At 45.5% G+C, this 23195-nt stretch carries 18 protein-coding genes; 13 read left to right on the top strand and 5 right to left on the bottom strand.

Annotation, left to right across the window (positions count from 1 at the left end):
- Positions 1-265 precede the first annotated feature (265 nt).
- The 8 genes from fadB (at position 266) to K0I62_RS00055 (ending at position 10240) form a co-directional block, all read left to right on the top strand.
- Positions 266-2416, top strand: coding sequence for a fatty acid oxidation complex subunit alpha FadB (gene fadB / locus K0I62_RS00090; protein WP_220069598.1), 2151 nt, complete (start codon positions 266-268; stop codon positions 2414-2416).
- 21 nt (positions 2417-2437) lie between these two features.
- Positions 2438-3601 carry an acetyl-CoA C-acyltransferase FadA gene (gene fadA / locus K0I62_RS00085; protein WP_220069597.1) on the top strand — a complete coding sequence of 388 codons (1164 nt, stop codon included), beginning with the start codon at positions 2438-2440 and terminating at the stop codon, positions 3599-3601.
- Between the two features lie 171 nt (positions 3602-3772).
- Positions 3773-4234: a GNAT family N-acetyltransferase gene (locus K0I62_RS00080; RefSeq protein WP_220069596.1), complete on the top strand. Its 462-nt coding sequence runs from the start codon at positions 3773-3775 to the stop codon at positions 4232-4234.
- A 19-nt stretch (positions 4235-4253) separates the two neighbouring features.
- On the top strand, positions 4254-4718 hold the full coding sequence (ybaK, locus tag K0I62_RS00075) for a Cys-tRNA(Pro) deacylase (RefSeq protein ID WP_220069595.1): 465 nt from the start codon (positions 4254-4256) through the stop codon (positions 4716-4718).
- A 100-nt stretch (positions 4719-4818) separates the two neighbouring features.
- Positions 4819-5937: a GGDEF domain-containing protein gene (locus K0I62_RS00070; RefSeq protein ID WP_220069594.1), complete on the top strand. Its 1119-nt coding sequence runs from the start codon at positions 4819-4821 to the stop codon at positions 5935-5937.
- 151 nt (positions 5938-6088) lie between these two features.
- Positions 6089-6334 carry a sulfurtransferase TusA gene (gene tusA / locus K0I62_RS00065; RefSeq protein WP_220069593.1) on the top strand — a complete coding sequence of 82 codons (246 nt, stop codon included), beginning with the start codon at positions 6089-6091 and terminating at the stop codon, positions 6332-6334.
- Positions 6335-6402: 68 nt separating this feature from the next.
- Entirely contained in the window at positions 6403-6858 is a 456-nt protein-coding gene (locus tag K0I62_RS00060; RefSeq protein WP_220071224.1) for an MOSC domain-containing protein, read from the top strand.
- A 187-nt stretch (positions 6859-7045) separates the two neighbouring features.
- Complete coding sequence (locus K0I62_RS00055) at positions 7046-10240, top strand: amidohydrolase family protein (RefSeq protein ID WP_220069592.1); 3195 nt, start codon at positions 7046-7048, stop codon at positions 10238-10240.
- A gap of 227 nt (positions 10241-10467) precedes the next feature.
- On the opposite strand, the gene K0I62_RS00050 is transcribed toward K0I62_RS00055, so the two are convergent.
- Positions 10468-11037 (bottom strand): DNA-3-methyladenine glycosylase I, encoded by a 570-nt coding sequence (locus tag K0I62_RS00050; protein WP_220069591.1) that lies wholly within the window; start codon positions 11035-11037, stop codon positions 10468-10470.
- Between the two features lie 109 nt (positions 11038-11146).
- Between K0I62_RS00050 and glyQ the strand changes: the two genes are divergently transcribed.
- The 5 genes from glyQ (at position 11147) to pxpA (ending at position 16661) form a co-directional block, all read left to right on the top strand.
- Positions 11147-12052 carry a glycine--tRNA ligase subunit alpha gene (gene glyQ, locus K0I62_RS00045; protein WP_110458781.1) on the top strand — a complete coding sequence of 302 codons (906 nt, stop codon included), beginning with the start codon at positions 11147-11149 and terminating at the stop codon, positions 12050-12052.
- A 13-nt stretch (positions 12053-12065) separates the two neighbouring features.
- Positions 12066-14135 (top strand): glycine--tRNA ligase subunit beta, encoded by a 2070-nt coding sequence (gene glyS, locus K0I62_RS00040; RefSeq protein ID WP_220069590.1) that lies wholly within the window; start codon positions 12066-12068, stop codon positions 14133-14135.
- Between the two features lie 192 nt (positions 14136-14327).
- Positions 14328-14990, top strand: coding sequence for a 5-oxoprolinase subunit PxpB (pxpB, locus tag K0I62_RS00035; protein WP_220069589.1), 663 nt, complete (start codon positions 14328-14330; stop codon positions 14988-14990).
- Entirely contained in the window at positions 14987-15919 is a 933-nt protein-coding gene (locus K0I62_RS00030; RefSeq protein WP_220069588.1) for a 5-oxoprolinase subunit C family protein, read from the top strand. Before pxpB ends, K0I62_RS00030 begins: the two co-directional genes overlap by 4 nt.
- Complete coding sequence (gene pxpA / locus K0I62_RS00025; protein ID WP_220069587.1) at positions 15909-16661, top strand: 5-oxoprolinase subunit PxpA; 753 nt, start codon at positions 15909-15911, stop codon at positions 16659-16661. Before K0I62_RS00030 ends, pxpA begins: the two co-directional genes overlap by 11 nt.
- 444 nt (positions 16662-17105) lie before the next feature.
- Here the strand turns inward: pxpA and gyrB are convergent, their stop codons facing one another.
- From gyrB to dnaA, 4 genes are all read right to left on the bottom strand, one after another.
- Positions 17106-19523 (bottom strand): DNA topoisomerase (ATP-hydrolyzing) subunit B, encoded by a 2418-nt coding sequence (gyrB, locus tag K0I62_RS00020; RefSeq protein WP_220069586.1) that lies wholly within the window; start codon positions 19521-19523, stop codon positions 17106-17108.
- 16 nt (positions 19524-19539) lie between these two features.
- Positions 19540-20622 carry a DNA replication/repair protein RecF gene (gene recF / locus K0I62_RS00015; RefSeq protein ID WP_220069585.1) on the bottom strand — a complete coding sequence of 361 codons (1083 nt, stop codon included), beginning with the start codon at positions 20620-20622 and terminating at the stop codon, positions 19540-19542.
- A 69-nt stretch (positions 20623-20691) separates the two neighbouring features.
- Entirely contained in the window at positions 20692-21792 is a 1101-nt protein-coding gene (gene dnaN / locus K0I62_RS00010) for a DNA polymerase III subunit beta (protein WP_220069584.1), read from the bottom strand.
- 20 nt (positions 21793-21812) lie between these two features.
- A complete protein-coding gene (gene dnaA / locus K0I62_RS00005) occupies positions 21813-23195 on the bottom strand; it encodes a chromosomal replication initiator protein DnaA (RefSeq protein ID WP_220069583.1) in 1383 nt (460 codons plus the stop codon).

The following is a 23195-nucleotide window of genomic DNA, read 5'->3' as shown; positions in this document are numbered from 1 at the left end:
GGTTCCTATTATTGTTCTAATAAAGATGACTAACCCTAACAATATCGGGTTAGGTAGTGATCCTGTGAGTCTAACATAAAGGACAAAATTCAGCCTAACTGAAGAAAATTAAACAACCGTTTAAATTGGGTGTTGAAATTTTCTTAATTTAGACGCACACTGAGCAACAACTGGTCAAATGATGGCCTGCTGTAAAATAGGGATTTACCTACGCCATACAAAATCAATAGTAGGTAATGCTCTTTAAGCAATAAGGAAGCAAGCAATGATCTATCAAAGTCCTACAATTCAGGTTGAACTACTTGAAGACAATATCGCTCGGCTCTGTTTCAATGCCGCGGGCTCAGTCAATAAGTTTGACAGAGAAACCCTCGACTCGCTCAACACCGCATTAGACAGCCTAACGCAAGCAGATAATATTAAAGGTCTAGTGCTTACTTCAGGCAAAGACGCTTTTATTGTTGGTGCCGACATCACCGAATTTTTAGGCTTATTCGCCCAAGATGATGCCGTACTCCTTAAATGGTTAGAAGAAGCCAATAGCGTATTTAATAAATTGGAAGATCTTCCCTTCCCAACCATCTCAGCTATTAAAGGTTTTGCGTTAGGCGGTGGTTGCGAAACGATTTTAGCAACCGATATGCGCGTTGCGGATACGACCGCACGCATCGGCCTACCCGAAACCAAACTAGGGATAATTCCAGGCTTTGGTGGCACAGTACGACTACCTCGCGTCATTGGCGCAGATAACGCACTTGAGTGGATCACCACAGGTAAAGACCAACGCCCAGAAGCGGCATTAAAAGTCGGCGCTATCGATGCTATTGTTGCACCTGAAGCACTAGAAACCGCTGCAATTCAAATGCTAAAAGATGCAATTGCCGAAAAGATTGATTGGCAAGCGCGCCGTCAACGTAAACTATCGCCATTAACACTGCCAAAACTTGAAGCCATGATGTCATTTGCCACTGCTAAAGGCATGGTGTTCCAAGTTGCCGGTAAACACTATCCAGCCCCAATGGCTGCAGTAGATGTGATTGAAAAAGCTGCAGGCGCTGAGCGAACAGAGGCCTTACACGTTGAACATCAAGCTTTCTTAAAGCTAGCGAAGACCGAAGTTGCTCAGGCACTTATCGGTATCTTCCTTAACGATCAACTAGTAAAAGGCAAAGCGAAAAAAGCCTCAAAACAAGCTCAGCCGGTGAAGTCTGCCGCTGTATTAGGTGCCGGGATTATGGGTGGCGGTATTGCATATCAAAGTGCGAGTAAAGGCACACCTATCGTAATGAAAGATATCGCCCAGCCAGCACTTGAGCTTGGTTTAGGTGAAGCTTCGAAATTGCTTACCGCGCAAATCAAGCGTGGCCGTTCAACGCCAGAAAAAATGGCGGCGGTACTGAATAACATCACTGCCACCTTAGATTACAGTGCGCTCAAGCAAGCCGACGTTGTTGTCGAAGCTGTTGTCGAACACCCAAAAGTGAAAGCGACTGTTTTGGCTGAAGTAGAGCAACATGTTAGCGAAGATGCCATCATAGCCTCTAACACCTCAACCATCTCAATCAACTTGCTAGCCAAGAGCCTGAAGAAACCTGAGCGTTTCTGCGGTATGCACTTCTTTAACCCAGTACACAAGATGCCGCTAGTTGAAGTTATCCGTGGTGAGAGTAGCTCAGAAGAAACTATCGCATCGGTTGTCGCCTATGCCGCTAAGATGGGTAAGACGCCTATTGTAGTTAACGACTGCCCTGGGTTCTTCGTCAACCGCGTGTTATTCCCTTACTTTGCAGGCTTTAGTGGCCTACTCGCCGATGGCGCCGACTTTGCCGCTATCGATAAAGTAATGGAAAAGCAGTTTGGCTGGCCAATGGGTCCTGCTTACCTACTTGATGTAGTCGGTCTAGATACTGGTCATCACGCACAAGCGGTGATGGCTGAAGGTTTCCCAGACAGAATGGGCAAAACCGGTAAAGACGCAATTGATGTGATGTTCGAAGCCCAGCGTTTCGGACAAAAAAATGCCAAGGGTTTCTATCAATACTCAGTCGATCGTCGTGGTAAACCGAAGAAAGAGATCGATGCCGTTAGTTACGAGTTACTGGGCGCCGCCTTTGGCGAGCTAAAAGAGTTCAGTAAAGACGACATTATTGCTCGCACCATGATCCCAATGATCATCGAGACTGTACGTTGTCTTGAAGAAGGGATTATCGCTACGCCAGCTGAAGCCGATATGGGACTTGTTTATGGTCTTGGATTCCCTCCATTTAGAGGGGGTGTGTTCCGTTACATCGACACTATGGGCGTTGCCAACTTTGTCGCATTAGCCGACAAATATGCTCACCTTGGCGGACTGTACCAAGTAACAGACAAGATGCGTGAACTTGCAGCCAACAACGGTAGCTACTACCAAGCCTAATCATCGGGAAGGAATAGAATAATGAAACAAGCAGTTATTGTAGATTGCATCCGTACTCCCATGGGCCGTTCTAAGGCTGGGGTATTTAGAAATGTACGCGCAGAGACTCTCTCTGCAGAATTAATGAAAGCACTTTTGGTGCGCAATCCACAACTCGATCCAAACACCATCGAAGATGTTATTTGGGGTTGTGTTCAGCAAACCTTAGAGCAAGGCTTCAATATTGCGCGTAATGCTGCCCTACTGGCTGGCATTCCTAAGCAAGCTGGCGCCGTCACCATTAACCGTCTTTGTGGTTCATCAATGGAAGCCATGCACCAAGCCGCACGCGCCATTATGACAGGCATGGGTGACACCTTTATTGTGGGTGGCGTTGAACATATGGGCCATGTACCTATGAGTCACGGTGTCGATTTCCACCCAGGCCTTGCGAACAATGTGGCTAAAGCCTCTGGCATGATGGGGCTTACCGCCGAGATGCTAGGTAAAATGCATGGCATTACTCGCCAGCAGCAGGATGAGTTTGCTGTACGCTCTCATCAACGTGCTCATGCGGCGACCATTGAAGGTCGTTTTGCCAATGAGATCCATGCTATCGAAGGGCATGATGCCAGTGGTGCGCTTATTAAGGTTTACCATGATGAAGTTATTCGTCCAGAAACCTCTCTAGAATCACTAGCAAGCCTGCGCCCCGTATTTGATCCCGCTAATGGTACAGTTACTGCGGGTACCTCTTCTGCGCTATCTGATGGTGCTTCTGCCATGCTAGTGATGGAAGAAGAGAAAGCTAAAGCACTTGGTCTGCCGATCCGTGCGCGTATTCGCTCTATGGCAGTTGCTGGATGCGATGCTGCAATCATGGGTTATGGTCCAGTTCCTGCGACCCAAAAAGCATTAGCCCGAGCAGGCTTAACCGTTAACGATCTCGATGTGATCGAGCTTAACGAAGCTTTCGCAGCACAATCACTCCCTTGTGTTAAAGATCTTGGTTTGATGGATGTTGTCGACGAAAAGATCAACCTCAATGGTGGCGCAATCGCATTAGGTCATCCACTAGGCTGTTCAGGTACTCGTATCTCTACCACCCTAATCAACCTTATGGAAAGTAAAGATGCATCATTAGGTCTCGCGACCATGTGTATCGGTCTAGGCCAAGGCATCGCAACGGTATTTGAACGAGTGTAACGCCTCCCTCCCATGAGCGTTTATAGAAATCGAGTAACGAAGAGTTACTCGATTTTTTTTCGCCAACTTTTACGACTTACGCCCATCGAGTAAAACCTCGCCCAAACACAGCTTGTACTCAGTCCAGTTTTATGAAAATAATCAACAAAGCGATTCAAACGAGATCAGCCAATGCACTGTCAGATACTTGCCGACAACCCTAATGCGACCAGCACGATTGCAAGTTGGTATTATCACCAGTGGGGACACTTAAGCGCTGATCGCACCTTAGAAACCGTGCAATCATCACTCTCTGACTATTTAAATCGCGATACACTACCGTTGATTTTAATGCTGTGCCGAGACGATGAACCAGTCGCTGTTGCTCAGTTAAGATTTCAGGAAAATCCTGACTATCCTAAAGACTCTCACTGGCTTGGTGGTGTTTTTGTCAAACAGAGTGAGCGAGGCAAAAGGCTGGGCAATAAGATTATTCAGTTAGCGATAGAGAAAGCTCGCACGATGAATATCACCACGCTCTACCTTCAAACTGAGAGTCATAATATCAAGCTATATCGTCAACAAGGCTGGCAGCAAATAGATACTCAGGACAACCACGGCATTACAATATCCATCATGGTAAACCAACTGTAAATATCGGAAACAACAAGTTATGACTCCCGCAACCAAAGCACTAGATAAAGCAAAAATCAATTACACGGTTCACGAGTACCAACACCAGGCAGGCAGCGGTGCATATGGGCTAGAAGCCGCAGAAAAACTTAATTTAGATGTGGCCTGCGTATTTAAAACTCTCGTTGCCGAAGTCGATAACCATAAGTTAGTGGTCGCAATTATTCCAGTAGATAAAAAGCTTAATATGAAATGCCTCGCCAAAGCTGTAGGCTCAAAAAAAGCGGCCATGGCATCACCGGAAAAAGTTCAACGTTCAACAGGTTATGTCTTAGGTGGTGTTAGTCCTTTAGGTCAAAAGAAAACCTTAGAGACCTTTATTGATACCAGTGCTCAACAGCTAGCACAAATGTATATCAGCGGTGGCCGCCGCGGCTTAGATATCCAACTCTCGCCCCAAGATCTACAAGCTTTAACTCATGCAACAATGGTAGATTTGACATAGACAAGGAAACAGCTTCATCCAACGTTAAGTTAGCTATACTATAAAAACTGAAGTGTAATTTTAAATTATTGATGGCAAATTCAGAGCAAATGGAATTGAAATGAATCAAACTAATCAAACGCTTTTTGAGCAGATGCGAATTACCGACCTAGAGATAGAGTTCCGTAAATCACTGTTTCTGCTTACCACACAAGATACCGAACTATTAGCGTCTTGCCAGCCGACGATTCAATTATATATCGATGATATTGTCGAAGAGTTTTACTCGATGCAAACCGATGTGTCTGAGATAGCATTATTAATTGGTGACTCAGACACTTTAGACCGTCTGCGGGCTGCGCAAAAACGTTATGTACAAGATTTATTTCTAGGGGAATACGATCTCGAATATGTTAATAATCGATTGAGAATAGGCCTAGTACATAAGCGTATAGGCGTTGAACCAAAGCTCTATCTCTCCGCAGTACATACCCTTAAAAACTTAATTAATAAGAATATAAATAAGGCATTTAAAAAGGATCAGGCTAAAGCTGAAGCCGTTATACTTGCTCTGGACAAATTAATCCTCTTCGACGTTAGCCTGGTTTTCGATACTTACATCAGAAGCCTAGTATCAGAAATAGAAACGGCAAAACAAAAAGCAGAGAAATATGCCAACAACATGGAGGCTAAAGTAAAAGAGCGAACCCAACAACTTGAAGAATTATCACGTACAGACCCGCTTACAGGATTACTAAACGTACGCCATCTAAACGAGATAGTAACCAGAATGCTTAGAGCTGCACAACGTCGATTAGAGGCCGTTAGTATCTGTTATATTGATATCAATGATTTCAAAAAGATAAACGACACTCAAGGACATCAGGCTGGCGATAATATTTTGCAAAATATTGCCAAAGTTATTGCAAGCTCGGTACGAGGAGAAGATTGTTGCTTTCGTTACGGTGGAGATGAGTTTTGTATTGTATTACCAAATTGTAATGCAACAGACGTTCAAAATGAATTTATAAACAGGTTAGAAAAAAAACTTAAACAAGAGTTAGTTCCTGTGACGCTCAGTTATGGAATCGTAGATACTGGCCCACAACACTATATGGAAGCCAGCGAAATAATTAACCTTGCAGACAGCAAAATGTATCAACATAAGCGAAACTTGAAATCTGTACCGGCAAGTACAGACAAAAAGAACCTCGTGAAATTAGATTCAATAAAACGTTAATCCAATGTTCCACGTGAAACACTCCGTAATGATTTACACCTATCAGTATTAGCTCACAAAATCCTTAGCGCAACTTGGCACAACCCCGTGGCTAGCGTAATATTAGCCCTCACTGTTTAAAGTGGTCTTTTCATCATCCAAGGTTATTTTTATGAGCAACACTTTTTCTGACGCACAACACCAACTCGATGCCCTAGGTTTAAGATGCCCCGAACCTGTGATGATGGTTCGAAAATCTGTGCGCAAGATGCAAGATGGTGAAACCTTACTTATCATCGCAGATGATCCTGCCACAACCAGAGATATTCCAAGTTTTTGTGAGTTTATGGATCACACCTTGATTGCTAGCGAAACTAGCGCACCCCCCTATCGATACCTGATAAAAAAAGGCTTATAACCATATCTTGCATCCCCGCCAAGGAGCGGTTTACACTGTAAACAGGCATTCAAATGGACGGGAACAAAATGGCGAGTTTACAAGGTATTAGTTACAAGGTGGTCAGGGGTGGTCCGATGCTTGAAACATCAAACGCACTCGTCACCACAACCACTGGTGTCGCACAGGATGTATTTGGTAAGCCCAGCAAACGCCAAGTCACGGTGCTCTCCGCACAGCAATGGCAACAAACCTGTCACGAGCTAAACATTGAACTGCCATGGACAACTCGCAGGGCAAACTTACTTGTTGAGGGGCTGGAGTTCGGCCCACAGTATATCGGCAAAGTACTTCATATCGGTGATCTACAACTACATATCACAGGCGAAACGGATCCTTGTAAAAAGATGGAGATGGCCCAGCCAGGACTCGAAGCGGCATTAACCCCGAACTGGCGTGGCGGTGTCACCTGCCGTGTGCTAAACGATGCTAATATCAATATTGGCGATTCAGTTCGTATTACCGAACAGCTTGAACTGATTTAACTCCTACTCTACAGCCTGCATCTGCAGGCTGTTCCTCTCCAAACACACCAACTATTCACTAAATGTCACAGAATTATGGTTTTACTGTTACGCAATTTATGCGATAAATAACCGTTAAAATGTGACCACTATCACCAGCGAACGCTTAACTCAACCCCTCAAAACAAAACGAAAAAACGGGAAAATAATGTTTAAACAAAGACTCACCCCACTCTGTGCCGCTATAGCCTTAAGCCTTAGCCTTCCTGCATGGGCAGAAGATAAAGCCGAAGCAGGGACTTGGCAGGTCAATGCGCCTGCAAACGCACCACTTCAACAAGTTAAGATTGATGTATCCGAAGGGACTTGGATGAACGTCAGTGTCAGCCCAGATGGTAAAACGGTAGTATTTGATCTGCTAGGTGATATTTATCAAATGCCCATCGAAGGCGGTGAAGCTAAGGCAATCGCCAAGGGTATCGCATGGCAGATGCAGCCGGTTTATAGCCCAGATGGAAAGTCTATCGCTTTTACCTCTGATGAAGATGGCGGTGACAACATCTGGATTATGGATGCCGACGGCAACAACCCTCGCCCAGTCACAAAGGAAACGTTCCGTCTGCTTAATAGCCCTGCGTGGAGCCCAGATTCACAGTACCTGATCGCCCGTAAACACTTTACTGGTAGCCGCAGTTTAGGTGCTGGTGAAGTCTGGTTATATCATGTTGCTGGTGGCGATGGGGTTAAGCTCACTGAGCGACCTAACGAACAGAAAGATTTGGGTGAGCCAGCCTACTCTCCGGATGGGCGCTATGTTTACTTTAGTCAAGACGCCACACCAGGAAAAACCTTCCACTACTCTAAAGATTCGGTGAAAGGCATCTATAAGATTAAGCGCTACGATACTCAAACGGGTGATATTGAAGTTCTCATCGAGGGCACTGGTGGTGCGATTCGTCCAACACCTAGCCCAGATGGAACTAAGTTGGCCTATATAAAACGTGATGGTTTCCAGTCGACACTTTATCTACTCGATCTAAAATCGGGAAAAAAAACCAAGCTATACGATAACCTCGACCGCGACATGCAGGAGACTTGGGCTATTCACGGCGTATATCCAACAATGAGCTGGACCGCCGATAACCAAGAGATCATATTCTGGGCCGGTGGCAAAATAAACCGTCTAAAAGTAGATGACAAACAAGTCAACCAGATCCCTTTCTCGGTTAAAACAGAACTAGCTGTACAACCATCCGTGCGCTTTAAGCAGAATATCGACAAGGATATCTTCGATGTCAAAATGCTACGAATGGCACAGGTGTCTCCAGATGGTAAAAAGGTCGTCTATGAAGCCTTAGGTAAGCTATGGGTTAAAACCTTACCTGATGGCAAGGTCACTCGACTCACTAAGCTAGATGCGGATCTACGTGAGCTATTCCCTCAATGGTCTCGCGATGGTAAACAGATAGTCTTCACTACTTGGGATGATGACAAACAAGGAAGCGTGCGTGTTATCAATGCTCGCGGTGGTAAAGCAAAAGTTCTCACCCAAGAGCCAGGTAAATACGTTGAACCAACCTTTTCGCCAGATGGGGAATTAGTCGTTTACCGTAAAATCAAAGGCGGTAATATCACGCCAAGAACCTGGTCTCAGGAACCCGGTCTGTATGTGGTCGACATCAAAGGCAAAGCTAACACAAAGATCACACCTGATGGCTATCAACCTCAGTTCGGCGCAGAGTCGGACCGAGTATTCTTTTTAGACCATGATGAGACACCACAGCTGTCCTCAATTAATCTCCATGGATTTCAAAAGCGAGTCCATTACACCAGTAAGCATGCAACTGAATTTAGAGTCTCGCCGGATGGCAAGCAACTGGCCTTCGCAGAACGCTTTAAGGTCTGGGTCACCCCATTTGCTAAACATGGCGAAACCATAGATATCGGTCCGAAAGCCAGCAACCTGCCTGTTACCCAATTAAGTGTGCGCGCAGGAGAAAGTATCAGCTGGAATAACAACAGCGATCAACTTTACTGGACCCTAGGCCCAGAGCTGTATCAAGTTAACGTGGATAACAGCTACACCACAGCAGAGAAAGGCGCTAAATCAAAGATTAGCGAACCTAAGATCACTGATATCGGCTTTAGCAAGAAAGCGGATGTTCCACGTGGAACTATCGCCTTTGTTGGTGGCCAAGTGATCACCATGGAAGATGATAAGGTTATCGATAACGGCATAGTGATAGTCAAAGACAACAAGATTGTCACTGTAGGTGATGCAACAACGGAGATTCCGGCTGGCGCAGAGGTTATCGACATTAAAGGCAAGACGTTAATGCCGGGGCTATTTGATGCCCACGCTCACGGCTCACAAGGTGAAAGTGAGATTATTCCACAACAGAACTGGGAGCTCTATTCTAACCTGTCCCTAGGTGTCACCACGATTCACGATCCTTCTAACGATACCACTGAAATTTTTGCCGCCTCAGAGCAGCAAAAGGCGGGCAATATCGCCGGACCGCGTATCTTCTCTACTGGCACAATCTTGTATGGTGCCAATGCACCGGGATATACCTCGCATATCGACTCACTCGATGATGCAAAGTTCCACTTAGAGCGACTCAAAAAAGTCGGTGCATTTAGTGTTAAGAGCTACAACCAACCTCGCCGTAACCAGCGTCAGCAAGTTATTGCCGCAGCGCGTGAGTTGGAGATGATGGTCGTGCCAGAGGGCGGCAGCTTATTACAGCATAACCTCACCATGATCGCAGATGGCCACACGACCATTGAGCATTCACTACCAGCGGCAGCTATCTATAACGACATTAAGCAATTCTGGAGCCAAACTGAGGTGCACTATACTCCAACCTTAGTGGTTGCCTATGGTGGTATTTCAGGGGAAAACTATTGGTATGATAAAACAGACGTATGGTCGCACCCTCGCCTGTCTAAATATGTGCCCGGTGACTTATTGCAAGCTCGCTCAATGCGTCGCCCAACAGCACCCGATGAACACTACAACCACTTTAACGTTGCACGGGTTGCTAATGAGTTAAACCAACTCGGTGTTAAACCTAATATTGGCGCACACGGACAACGCGAAGGTTTAGCTGCTCATTGGGAAATGTGGATGTTCGCCCAAGGTGGCATGAGTAATATGGAAGTCTTAAAAACCGCAACCATCAACCCTGCCATAACCTTCGCGATGGATCATCAACTCGGTTCAATTAAGTCTGGTAAGCTTGCCGACTTGATCGTAATAGATGGCAATCCACTCGAAGACATTCGTGTTACCGACCGAGTGACTTATACCATGGTCAACGGCAAACTTTACAATGCCGAGACCATGGACCAACTGAATGGTGATAAAACCAAGCGTAAGCCATTTTTCTTCGAACTTTAATCAAAATTAAATTTTAAAATCTGCCAGACTTTAGCCGAAAATTTTAATTTCATGAAAATTACAAATTAGGCCAAAAATAGGCTTTATCAAAAAAACAAAAAGGGTGTTCCACGTGGAACCCCCTTTTTGTTAATACCACAAAGATATTTGGTGAACTCAACTTTAGAAATGACGAATATAATTAGTACAGGTCTATATAGCTAAACGATATCTGGCTAAACCTGGCATCACTTATCACCCTGTTGATAGCAAAAGCAATCGACCAAGTGATCGTTAACCATACCGACCGCTTGCATGAAGGCATAACAAATTGTTGGACCAACAAAATTAAATCCAAGCTTTTTGAGGGCCTTTGACATCGCTTCTGACTCTGGTGTTTGCGCAGGCAATTGTTCTAATGAATGAAAGTGGTTAATGATGGGCTCGCCACCGACAAAACCCCATAAAAATGTAGCAAAATCATTCCCCTGCTCTACATATGCTAGATAGCCTTTGGCATTTTTAATAATCGAATTTACTTTTAGTCGATTACGCACAATACCTGGATTTTGCAATAATTCTTCTATCTTTTCCTCATCAAAAGTAGCGATAATCTTAGGGTCAAAATTAGCAAACGCCGCCTCATAATTTTGCTGCTTCTTTAAAATAGTGATCCAAGATAAGCCCGCTTGCTGACCGTCTAAACAGAGTTTAGCGAACAGCTCCTGGCTGTCATAGACAGGCCGTCCCCACACATCGTCATGATAAGCTTGGTATAAGGGATCATTACTCACCCAGCCGCAACGTTTAACTTCCATGGTATTTTTTCTCAATTTTCCACCGTTAAGATAAAAAATAACCTACATAAGCCGTTTTCAACAAGGTATAATCGAAACCATTTTCTATCACCAGCTGACAGTAGTAGACATGACGACGAAACACGACGTAAAAACATTTCAGGGATTTATCTTAACCCTGCAAGAATACTGGGCGCAGCAAGGTTGCGCTATCGTTCAACCGCTGGACATGGAAGTGGGTGCAGGTACATTCCATCCAATGACATTCTTGCGTTCATTAGGCCCAGAACCAATGAGCAGCGCCTATGTCCAGCCGTGTCGCCGTCCAACCGATGGCCGTTACGGAGAAAACCCTAACCGCCTACAACACTACTACCAGTTCCAAGTGGTATTAAAGCCTTCACCAAGCAATATTCAAGAGCTTTACTTAGGGTCACTTGAAGCACTTGGTGTCGATATGGGCATCCACGATGTGCGTTTCGTTGAAGATAACTGGGAATCACCAACCCTTGGCGCTTGGGGCCTTGGTTGGGAAGTTTGGCTAAATGGTATGGAAGTGTCTCAGTTCACTTACTTCCAACAAGTAGGCGGCCTAGAGTGTAGCCCTGTCACAGGCGAGATCACCTATGGTTTAGAACGACTAGCCATGTACATTCAAGAGGTTGACAGCGTTTATGATCTTGTTTGGACCGATGGTCCAATGGGCAAGATTATGTATGGTGATGTTTTCCACCAGAATGAAGTTGAACAGTCTACCTACAACTTTGAACACGCCAATGTAGAAGTGCTTTTCAAGCAGTTCGATGACTGTGAAAAAGCCTGTAACCACCTACTCGCACTTGAAACACCGCTACCACTGCCCGCTTATGAGCAAGTAATGAAAGCCTCTCACGCTTTTAACTTACTCGATGCCCGCCATGCGATTTCGGTAACCGAACGTCAGCGTTATATTTTACGCGTTCGCACCATGGCAAAAGCCGTTGCAGAATCCTATTACCAAGCCCGTGAAGCGCTTGGTTTCCCAATGTGTAAGTAGAGGATTATTAAAGATGAAATTTGAAAACTTACTCATTGAAGTAGGCACCGAAGAGTTACCACCCAAAGCACTACGTAACTTAGCTGAATCGTTTTTAGCTAACTTCGAAGAAGAGCTAAACAAAGCAGAACTCAGTTTTGAATCGGCAACTTGGTACGCCGCTCCACGTCGCTTAGCCATCAATGTTAAGCAACTGGTATTGGCACAGGCCGACAAGGTTGTAGAGAAGCGCGGTCCAGCCATCGCTCAAGCATTCGATGCCGATGGCAATCCAACTAAAGCCGCAATGGGCTGGGCTCGCGGCAACGGCATTACCGTTGAGCAAGCTGAGCGCCTAAAAACCGATAAAGGCGAGTGGCTATTACATCAAGCTAAAGTAGTTGGTGTTGAAACAAAGTCACTGATCACCGACATGGCGCAGCGCGCACTAGACAAGCTCCCCATTCCAAAGCCTATGCGTTGGGGCAGCAGCAAGACTCAATTTATCCGTCCTGTGCACACCGTGACCATGCTTATGGGTAGCGAGCTAATTGAAGGCGAACTACTTGGCATAAAGTCTGCCCGTACCATACGCGGTCATCGCTTTATGGGCGTTGATACCTTAGAACTAGATCATGCCGACAACTACCTCAGTGCGCTTAAAGAGCAAGGTAAAGTGTTAGCCGATTACGCTGAGCGTAAAGCGATCATTAAAGCGGGCGCCGAAGCTGCTGCCGCTAAAATTGGTGGTGTGGCCGATCTTGAAGATGATCTACTAGAGGAAGTGACCTCACTGGTTGAGTGGCCAGTGGTATTGACCGCCAACTTCGAAGAGAAATTCCTCGACGTGCCAGCAGAAGCCTTGGTTTACACCATGAAAGGCGATCAAAAATACTTCCCAGTATTCGATAAAGCTGGCGCACTGCTACCAAACTTTATTTTTGTCACTAACATCGAATCTAAAGATCCAGCGCAGATTATTGCTGGTAACGAAAAAGTGGTTCGCCCACGTCTTGCCGATGCTGAGTTCTTCTTCGAAACCGACAAAAAGCAGTCGCTTGAGTCTCGTCTTGCTAGCCTTGATACCGTGGTATTCCAAAAGCAGTTAGGTACCATCAAACAGCGCGTCGAACGCATTTCAGCTTTGGCAGCCTTCATTGCCAACAGCATTGGTGCAAACAAAGAAGAAGCCGCTCGTGCCGGTCTTCTATCTAAATCAGACTTGATGACCAATATGGTGATGGAGTTCACCGATCTGCAGGGCACCATGGGCATGCACTATGCGCGTCTAGATAGTGAAACCGATGCCGTAGCGGTTGCACTCGCTGAGCAGTACAAACCTAAATTCTCTGGTGATACAGTGCCAACCGCACCGATCTCTATCTGTGTTGCGTTAGCAGAGAAGCTCGATACTTTAGTGGGGATTTTTGGTATTGGCCAAGCACCAAAAGGCGCAGCCGATCCATTCGCCTTACGCCGCGCTGCCATTGGTGTGCTGCGTATCTGTTTAGAGAATAACTTACCGCTTGATCTTGTTGATCTGATAGCAAAAGCACAAGAGCTTCATGGTCAAAACCTCAGCAACGACAATGTCGCCGAGCAGGTACTTGAGTTCTTTATGGGTCGCTTCCGTGCTTGGTATCAAGATCAAGATGTGAGTGTCGATGTGATCTTAGCCGTGCTTGCACGTCGCCCAACTTCACCGGCCGATTTTGAAAGCCGTATCAAAGCGGTTGCTCACTTTAGAACTCTTGAGCAAGCTCAAGCACTCGCTGCAGCCAATAAGCGTGTATCTAACATCCTAGCTAAAGTTGAAGGTGAGCTTCCAGCCACTATCGACGATAACTTGTTAGTTGAAGGTGCCGAAAAAGCTCTAGCCGCTAAGATTAATGAGCTACAGCCTCTGCTTGCACCGCTGTTTGCTGCAGCTAACTATCAAGAAGCCCTTTCACTGCTGGCAAACCTACGTGAAAGCGTGGATACCTTCTTTGAAGATGTGATGGTGATGGCTGATGATGAAGCACTGAAGAACAACCGCCTAGCCTTGTTATCGAGCCTACGTGAGCAGTTCTTACACGCGGCTGACATCTCGCTACTGCAATAAGCATAAAGTTTGCTAATAAAAACGCACCCTTAGTGGTGCGTTTTTTTATGACCGAGGATAGTAATCCCAATGAATATAATACATCCTCAGCACACAATTTCGAATTCACTCATTTCAGTGCAATGCTTGAGCGATGATACAAAGCCAAGTTAGACTTAACCTTATCGTTCCCGCAACTAGGTCTAAATTGCCATGGTATCTGAAAATATCATCTATCCTCTAGGTGAAAACTCCTTGGTGCTGGACCCTGCACCACGAGCTGCTATCGATTTTGCCCTGCAAAACAAGCTTTGCTGGATAGCTGACAGCTGCCGAAATCTAGCAGATGTGCTCAATGCGGTTCCCGGGATGAATAACCTAACTCTCTATTTTGATAACGCCGAACGGCTTAAATCTGGTGAAGCGATACTACAAAAATTATGGGATGAGGCGTCGCAACATTCATTACCCCAACGAAATATCGATATCCCCGTGATATATGGTGGTGAGTATGGCCCAGATATCGACAATGTCGCCAAAACCCACCAGCTTAGCGTCGAAGAGGTTATTAGCCAACACAGTAGCGCCAAATACCAAGTGTTTTTCATTGGGTTTCAACCCGGTTTTGCCTATCTCGATGGCTTACCAACCTCATTACACTCCCCAAGATTATCAACACCTCGACAGCAAGTGCCCGCTGGTTCAGTTGGGATAGGTGGTGAGCAAACGGGTATCTATCCAAGCCAAAGCCCAGGAGGATGGCAACTTATCGGCCAAACCAATCTTAAGTTATTTAACCCGCTGCAGCACTCTCCCAACCTATTACAGCCTGGTGATATCGTTACTTTCGTTCCAGTCAGGTCATTTACATCATGATCCACATTGAGCAAGCCAACAGCCATATTACGATCCAAGATCTAGGCCGCACTGGTGTCGCCCATTTAGGTGTTCCTATCGGCGGTGCAATAGACAGACAGGCATTGATCCTCGCGAATAGCTTAGTGGCAAACCCCGATAACTGCGCCGCATTGGAGTTTAGTGCTGGAGAATTTACTATCCGCTTTGAAACCGACACTTGGGTCGCCCTATGTGGCGGACACTTTGATGCCACCATCAGCAACAGACCCCTATGGAATGGCTGGCGCAGTAAAGTTAATAAAGGTGAGATACTGCGCGTGCGCGGCCCGAAATACGGGATGTACGGCTACCTCTCCATCATGGGAGGCGTTGAGTGTCCGGCGGTTTTAAATGGCAAAGGCACCGACATCACCAACCAGTTCGGTGGACATCATGGGCGCTATCTTGAAATTGGCGATAGATTGAACATAGGCGCAGCGGAATTTGGTAAATTTAGTCGTCCTATTGGCGCGGTACAACGCGCTAACGACGGCATCTTAAGAGCTCTTCCTGGTCCAGAATTGCCGCTCTTTAGTCCATCGAGTAAAAAAACGTTTTGGCATACCTCTTGGAAAGTGTCAAATCAGAGCAATCGAATGGGAACTCGGCTTACAGGCCAAACCCTATCAACCGATACAGAGATGAGCTTACGCTCGCATGGCGTGATGCCTGGGGTGGTACAAGTGCCACCTAATGGCCAACCCATTGTATTGATGGCAGATGCGCAAACCACAGGCGGCTATCCTAGAATAGCCTGCGTGATCGAAGCCGACTTATGGAAGGTGGCGCAGATGAGACCGGGGCAAGATCTTATGTTCCAGCATATCAGTCCGAATCAGGCACAGAGTGCTAACTATGAGTGGCAGCAGTATCATTATCGTTTAGCGAGGGCAATGGATGGCTGCTAACACAAAGCAAATTGGGCGGCGTTATCCAATCGATCTCAATGCCGATTTGGGTGAGGGAGGTGTAAATGACGCAGCCTTACTGCACATCATCACCAGCGCCAATATCGCCTGTGGTGGCCATGCGGGCGATCAAGCCTCCATGTGCCAAACAGTTACACTCGCCAAGCAATGTAATGTACTGATAGGCGCTCACCCAAGTTACCCTGATAGGGCTAATTTTGGCCGTCAAACCATGGAGTTAAGCCCGAATGAGTTATTGGACTCGATAGTCGATCAAATTAGTGCTTTAAAACAAATCTGCAATACCTTAGAGGTGAAACTACACCATGTTAAGCCTCATGGTGCGTTATATAACCAAGCGGCTGAAAATAGCGATTTGGGACAAATCATTATCGACGCGATAAAGTTAGTCGATCCAGACCTAAAACTCATGATGCTAGCCGGCAGCTCTCTCGTCCAGCAAGCACGTGCGCAAGGTATTGAAGTTATTGAAGAAGCCTTTGCCGACAGAGCCTATTTAGCCAACGGCGCACTGGCATCACGCCGCCTTGTTGGCGCCGTTATCGAAAACCCTCAAACCGCAATGAAACAAGTCGAAAACATTATCAATAGCCAACCTATTGCTACGCTAGATGGAAAATCGGTCATCATAAAGGCGACCAGCATTTGCCTGCATGGCGACAATGAGCACGCACTAGCCTTCGCTCAGCTTATCAGCCGACATCTATCCCAACCAACATAAGCTACGAGCTTTATAGCAAACGAATACTACTCGCGCTCTGATGAGTCCGAGGGCAATGGATGATGGCCAGCTTGTCCCACCTCCAACTCATTCTTTATCACGATCGTTATACCAATCAGTATAAGAAAGTGATCTACTCAGCGTGTTTTTTGGTAACTAATTCAAGGCGAATGGATGATGGAATGGTTGTTCCCTTGTGAGGCCATTCAACGCAGAAGTAGGAAGGTAAAAAACACGCCTAACAGGCGAGTTTTAGCACTTTTGATGCAGTGTTAACGAGTTTGATCGTAGAACAACTATGCTCTTCACTCGTTGCCTTGCCTCATAAGCGCTAAATTCTCACTGAGCGATCACATCTTTATACTAATTGGTATTATTCAAAAATGAGCAACAAAAAAGCCCCAGATCTCTCTGAGGCTTTTGCTGACTAACGGTCAATAAGACTTACACGTCTAAGTTAGCCACGTTAAGTGCGTTTGACTCGATAAAATCACGGCGCGGCTCTACCTGATCACCCATCAAGCAGGTAAACAGCTGATCGGCACCAATCGCATCTTCAATGGTTACTCGAAGCATACGACGCGATTCTGGATCCATGGTGGTTTCCCAAAGCTGCTCAGGGTTCATCTCACCCAATCCTTTGTATCGTTGGATATAAAGACCACGCTTTGAGTCACTCATCAACCAATCTAATGCTTCAACGAAGGAAGTGATCTCTTTAACACGTTCACCACGCTTAACATAGCCACCCTCTTCGATTAATCCATCAAGCGCTTCAGCAAGCTTTGACATACGCTGATAGTCGCTAGACACTAAGAAATCGTAAGAGAACAGGTAATGGGTATCGATACCGTGTTTACGAATAGTGATCTTAGGTAGATACACTTGACGCTCAGGGTCAAGGAACGCTTCGCCACTAAAGATGAATCCACCAGACTCAGCTTCTTTCAACGCAGCAACGTAAGCATCACACCACTGCTTTACTTTCGCTTCGTCAGCCATTAACTCACTAGTTAACGCTGGTTGATAAAGCATACGCTCAGTCAACATAAGTGGATAACGCTTCTCTAGACGATCAAAAATTTGCTCGACTTCGCGATATTGATAAACCAACTTCTCTAACGGTGCTCCCGACATCGCAGGCGCATCTTTAGAAGGATGAATTTCACCACCGTCTAACGCTAAGTTAGTTAAATATTCAACCAATGCTGGATCGTCTTTCAGATATTGCTCTTGCTTACCTTTTTTAACTTTGTACAGCGGTGGTTGAGCAATATAGATATAACCACGCTCAATCAGTTCAGGCATTTGACGGAAGAAAAAGGTCAACAGCAAGGTACGGATGTGCGAGCCGTCGACGTCAGCATCGGTCATGATAACGATGTTGTGATAACGAGTCTTATCTGGATCGTACTCGTCACGACCAATACCACAACCTAATGCGGTGATCAGTGTCGCAACCTCTTGTGAAGACAGCATCTTATCGAAGCGGGCCTTCTCAACGTTGAGGATCTTACCTTTAAGAGGCAGAATGGCTTGGTTCTTACGGTTACGTCCCTGCTTGGCGCTACCGCCAGCAGAGTCCCCTTCCACTATGTATATTTCAGAAAGCGCAGGGTCTTTCTCTTGGCAATCGGCAAGTTTACCTGGCAGACCACCTAAATCTAATGCGCCTTTACGACGAGTCATTTCACGCGCTTTACGGGCTGCTTCACGAGCACGAGCGGCATCGATGATCTTACCCACAATTAACTTAGCTTCATTTGGATGCTCCATTAGGTAATCACCTAACTTTTCACCCATGGTCTGTTCTACCGCTGTTTTCACTTCACTAGAAACCAGTTTATCTTTGGTTTGCGAGCTGAACTTAGGATCCGGTACTTTAACCGAGATAACTGCCGTTAAACCTTCTCGCGCATCATCACCCGTAGCACTGGTTTTACCTTTCTTATTGAAACCTTCACGGTCCATATAAGTATTTAGGTTACGCGTCAATGCGCTACGGAAACCCGCTAAGTGAGTACCACCATCGCGCTGAGGAATATTGTTGGTGAAACAGAAGATGTTTTCTTGGAAACCATCATTCCACTGCATCGCAACTTCAACGGTAATGCCGTCATCACGCTCTTGAACAAAGTGGAAAACCTCTTTGTTTACAGGCGTCTTGTTAACGTTTAAGTAGTCAACGAACGCACTAATACCACCTTCATACTTAAAAAACTCATCACGGTCATCACGCTCATCAACTAAACGAATTCCCACGCCTGAGTTTAGGAATGACAGTTCGCGAACTCGTTTAGCCAGAATATCGAAATGGAATTCGACATCGGTGAAGGTTTCGCTGCTAGGCCAAAAACGGATCTCTGTGCCAGTGGTTGTCGCGTCACCAATCGCCTGAATCGGTGCATCAGGTACACCGTGAGTATAAAACTGCTCGTAAAGCTTACCTTCACGACGAATGGTCATCTGTAGTTTTTCTGACAGTGCGTTTACAACCGAAACACCCACACCATGAAGACCACCAGATACTTTGTAAGAGTTATCATCGAACTTACCACCAGCATGCAGTACAGTCATAATAACTTCAGCAGCAGAAACCCCTTCTTCCTCATGGATAGAAACAGGAATACCACGGCCATCATCTTTAACTGATACCGAACCATCTGCATGGATTTTGATCGTAACGTCACTACAATAGCCAGCAAGTGCTTCATCGATAGAGTTATCGACCACTTCGAATACCATGTGATGTAGACCCGTACCATCATCGGTATCACCGATATACATTCCAGGTCTCTTACGTACCGCATCAAGGCCTTTTAGAACCTTAATACTCGAAGAATCGTAACTATTCTCTGACATATTATTCTCTCGTCGGTTATTCAATTACCGTTACACGCCCTTGTTCCACATGAAACACCTTTACAGGTGGCGTGTTTAACGAATCTATTATTGCCGCTGGCTCGATAGCAGTCACAAATACTTGCGCCCCTGTATCGCTTAGCTGCTGCAGCAACAGTTGTCTGTGTCTTGCATCCAATTCCGATGGCAAATCATCCACCAGATAAATACTGTTTTTATCTATTTGTTGTTTTAGCAACTTTCCCTGTGCAATGCGCAACGCACACACTAACAATTTCAATTGGCCTCGGGATAACGCATCCTGAACAGGCAGTGTGCCAACACGCAGTCTTAGGTCAGCCTTATGAGGCCCACTTGCTGTGTGTCCTGCCGCTAAATCTCTGGGATATTGTGCCTGCAACAACTCATCATAATGAGTTTTGCTATCCCAACCTCGAGTAAAGGAAACTTTAACATCAACCTGAGGTAAAAACTCTTCGATTATACCCTTAAGTCGTTCATTTAACGAGCCTACATATTGCTTTCGTATCTCGGTGACAATTTCGGCATAACGCACTAATTCCTTGTCCCAAAATTGAACTTGGTGATAAGGTGTTTCACTTTTAAGCATCTGATTTCTATGCTTTAAAATTCGTCTAACATTAGCCCATGCCGAATGGAAGTTTTTGTCGGTATGAAACGCGCCCCAATCGATAAACTGTCGCCGAGATTTTGGCCCTTCAAAAAGCAGAGAAAAACTCTCGGGAGTGATCACTTGTATGGGTAACGTTTCCGCTAATGTCGATAACCTTTTGACCTTATCGCCATTAATTTTCACTTCGGTATCCCCTGAGCGAAAACGGCGTAAACCAATTTTTTGCTCTTGATCGCCTTGGCTTAAGTTAGCAAATAGGGTGAGTTTATCTTCACTGTTTTGAATAACACGCTGAGACAGATGACTTCGAAACGAACGCCCCATTCCCAGAAAATAGATAGCCTCTAGTATACTGGTTTTACCGCTACCATTTTGGCCATAGATAAGATTCAATCCATCGCCTAACTGCAATTGCGCGCTAGTGATATTACGAAAAGAGTCGATATGAAGACGAGTTAAACTCATTAATTACTCAGTAGTTCAGCCTAAGCAAATAGACTAACGCCACAGGGCGTGGCGTTAATAAGGACCAAATTAGAGGCGCATTGGCATAACAACGTACATGGAATCTTCTTCGATATGGTTCTCAATCAAGGCGCTGGAGTTGCCATCGATTAAGGTGATACGCACATCATCGGAAGGTAAGTTGTTCAATACATCCAGCAGATAGCTCACGTTAAAGCCAATTTCTAACGGCGTATTGTCATATTCGATATCTAAGATCTCTTCCGCTTCTTCCTGTTCAGGGTTATTGGCGGTGATCTTAATTAAATTCTGCTCTAGCTGTACACGCACACCACGGAACTTCTCATTCGACAGAATAGAGGCGCGCAGCAATGCCTGTTTAAGGTGGTTACGACTTGCGATAACCACTTTATCGCCACCTTTAGGCAGTACGCGGCGATAATCAGGGAATCGACCATCGACAAGCTTACTGGTAAATACCGCACTCTGTGTCGTTGCACGAATCGCGTTATCACCAATCGCTATGGTCACATCAAGATCTTCACCTTCAAACAAGCGTTGCAGCTCTAACACGCCTTTGCGCGGTACAATGACCTGTTTTTCAGGTAAGGACTCTTCAATCATACGATGGCTTAATGCTAAGCGATGACCATCGGTGGCAATCGCGCGTAATACGTTGCCCTCGGTTTCTAACAACAAACCGTTCAAGTAATAACGTACGTCTTGGTTTGCCATTGAAAACTGAGTCGCATCGATAAGTGACTTAAGCGTACCTTGTTTGATGGTAAATTGAATGTCGGCCTGGAAGGCTTCTACGTTCGGGTATTCTTCGGCAGGTAGTGTCGCCAAAGTAAAACGACTGCGACCAGAACGCAGCAACAGGCGGTTTTCCTGCTGCTCAATTTTAAGTTCGACTTGATCGGGAAGTGATTTAACAATATCGAGAAATTTCTTAGCCGGAACGGTCGTTCGTCCTTCGATGACCTCTCCCTCAAGTTGCGCTTGGCCGACGAGTTCGACCTCTAAATCGGTACCGGTCAACTTAAGTGAGTGACCACTTACTTCAACTAAAAGGTTTGCCAGAATAGGCAAGTTATGTCGTCTCTCCACCGCTCCACTAACGAGTTGAAGCGGCTTTAATAGGGCATCCCTATCAATTGAAAATTTCATTAGTTTCAATTTCCCAGATTTTATGAAGATAACGTACGGATCAAGTTAGCATAATCTTCTTTAATGTCATGGCTTTCTTCACGAAGCTGCGCAATTTTACGACATGCGTGCAACACAGTGGTGTGGTCACGACCACCAAAGGCATCACCAATCTCAGGTAAGCTTTGGTTAGTTAACTCTTTCGACAGTGCCATTGCCATCTGTCTTGGGCGCGCCACACTGCGGGAACGACGCTTAGACAACATATCGGCCATCTTGATCTTGTAATATTCAGCTACAGTTTTCTGAATATTGTCTATAGTGACCAATTTTTCTTGCAGAGCCAAGAGATCTCTTAGTGCTTCGCGCACAAAATCGATAGTGATCGGACGACCTGTAAAGTTTGCGTTAGCAATAACACGGTTTAATGCGCCCTCTAACTCACGCACGTTTGATCTCAATCGCTTGGCAATAAAGAAAGCAACTTCATCCGGGAGGTTAATACCACTCTCTTGCGCTTTACGCATTAAAATAGCAACACGGGTTTCTAATTCCGGAGGCTCAATTGCAACGGTAAGACCCCAACCAAAACGCGACTTAAGGCGATCTTCAACGCCGTCAATCTCTTTTGGATAACGATCAGAGGTCAAGATGATCTGATGATTCCCTTCGAGCAAGGCATTAAAGGTATGGAAAAACTCTTCTTGTGATCGATCTTTATTAGCAAAAAACTGAATATCATCAATAAATAATGCATCGACACTACGGTAGTAACGCTTAAACTCTTCAATCGCATTATTTTGCAGGGCTTTAACCATATCCTGTACGAATCTTTCAGAATGCATATAAACCACTTTAGCATTCGGATTATTCTTGATAATGCCATTACCCACAGCATGTAATAAGTGGGTCTTACCTAAACCTGTACCACCATAAAGAAATAGCGGGTTATATGCGCCACCGGGATTTTCTGACACTTGCAGCGCTGCCGCTTTACCCAGTTGGTTAGATTTACCCTCAACGAAGTTATCAAACTGATACGTGGGATTGATATTACTTCTATGATTCGTGCTAACCGAAGGCTCATTGGTATTAAAAGACGGCTTACTCGGCGATTTATTTGCAGATGGCGCAGCAGGCATTCTCACCGACGCTGCTGGAGTGGCTGGTTTATTCGCTGGACGACTACCAATATCAAAACGCAACTTAGGCGCATTACTGCCCATTTGCTCAGTAAAAAATTGATTAATGGTATTAAGGTACTTATCTCTAACCCAATCGAGAACGAATCGATTCGGTGCATATAACACTAGAGTATCCCCGTCCATTTCGGCTTGTAACGGTCTGATCCACATACTGAATTGCTGAGCCGATAGCTCGTCTTGTAGTCGTCCGATACATTGCTGCCAAAGTGAAACCGCCAC

The sequence above is a fragment of the Shewanella psychrotolerans genome, from assembly GCF_019457595.1.
In the GTDB taxonomy this organism is placed as follows: domain Bacteria; phylum Pseudomonadota; class Gammaproteobacteria; order Enterobacterales; family Shewanellaceae; genus Shewanella; species Shewanella psychrotolerans.
The sequence above is the reverse complement of the archived record's forward strand: the minus strand, read 5'-3'. Positions and strand labels throughout refer to the sequence as shown.

Bases quoted from the DNA above. Each gene is read 5' to 3' on its own strand.
- fadB (WP_220069598.1), top strand. From the start codon at position 266: ATGATCTATCAAAGTCCTACAATTCAGGTTGAACTACTTGAAGACAAT.
- fadA (WP_220069597.1), top strand. From the start codon at position 2,438: ATGAAACAAGCAGTTATTGTAGATTGCATCCGTACTCCCATGGGCCGT.
- K0I62_RS00080 (WP_220069596.1), top strand. From the start codon at position 3,773: ATGCACTGTCAGATACTTGCCGACAACCCTAATGCGACCAGCACGATT.
- ybaK (WP_220069595.1), top strand. From the start codon at position 4,254: ATGACTCCCGCAACCAAAGCACTAGATAAAGCAAAAATCAATTACACG.
- K0I62_RS00070 (WP_220069594.1), top strand. From the start codon at position 4,819: ATGAATCAAACTAATCAAACGCTTTTTGAGCAGATGCGAATTACCGAC.
- tusA (WP_220069593.1), top strand. From the start codon at position 6,089: ATGAGCAACACTTTTTCTGACGCACAACACCAACTCGATGCCCTAGGT.
- K0I62_RS00060 (WP_220071224.1), top strand. From the start codon at position 6,403: ATGGCGAGTTTACAAGGTATTAGTTACAAGGTGGTCAGGGGTGGTCCG.
- K0I62_RS00055 (WP_220069592.1), top strand. From the start codon at position 7,046: ATGTTTAAACAAAGACTCACCCCACTCTGTGCCGCTATAGCCTTAAGC.
- K0I62_RS00050 (WP_220069591.1), bottom strand. From the start codon at position 11,037: ATGGAAGTTAAACGTTGCGGCTGGGTGAGTAATGATCCCTTATACCAA.
- glyQ (WP_110458781.1), top strand. From the start codon at position 11,147: ATGACGACGAAACACGACGTAAAAACATTTCAGGGATTTATCTTAACC.
- glyS (WP_220069590.1), top strand. From the start codon at position 12,066: ATGAAATTTGAAAACTTACTCATTGAAGTAGGCACCGAAGAGTTACCA.
- pxpB (WP_220069589.1), top strand. From the start codon at position 14,328: ATGGTATCTGAAAATATCATCTATCCTCTAGGTGAAAACTCCTTGGTG.
- K0I62_RS00030 (WP_220069588.1), top strand. From the start codon at position 14,987: ATGATCCACATTGAGCAAGCCAACAGCCATATTACGATCCAAGATCTA.
- pxpA (WP_220069587.1), top strand. From the start codon at position 15,909: ATGGCTGCTAACACAAAGCAAATTGGGCGGCGTTATCCAATCGATCTC.
- gyrB (WP_220069586.1), bottom strand. From the start codon at position 19,523: ATGTCAGAGAATAGTTACGATTCTTCGAGTATTAAGGTTCTAAAAGGC.
- recF (WP_220069585.1), bottom strand. From the start codon at position 20,622: ATGAGTTTAACTCGTCTTCATATCGACTCTTTTCGTAATATCACTAGC.
- dnaN (WP_220069584.1), bottom strand. From the start codon at position 21,792: ATGAAATTTTCAATTGATAGGGATGCCCTATTAAAGCCGCTTCAACTC.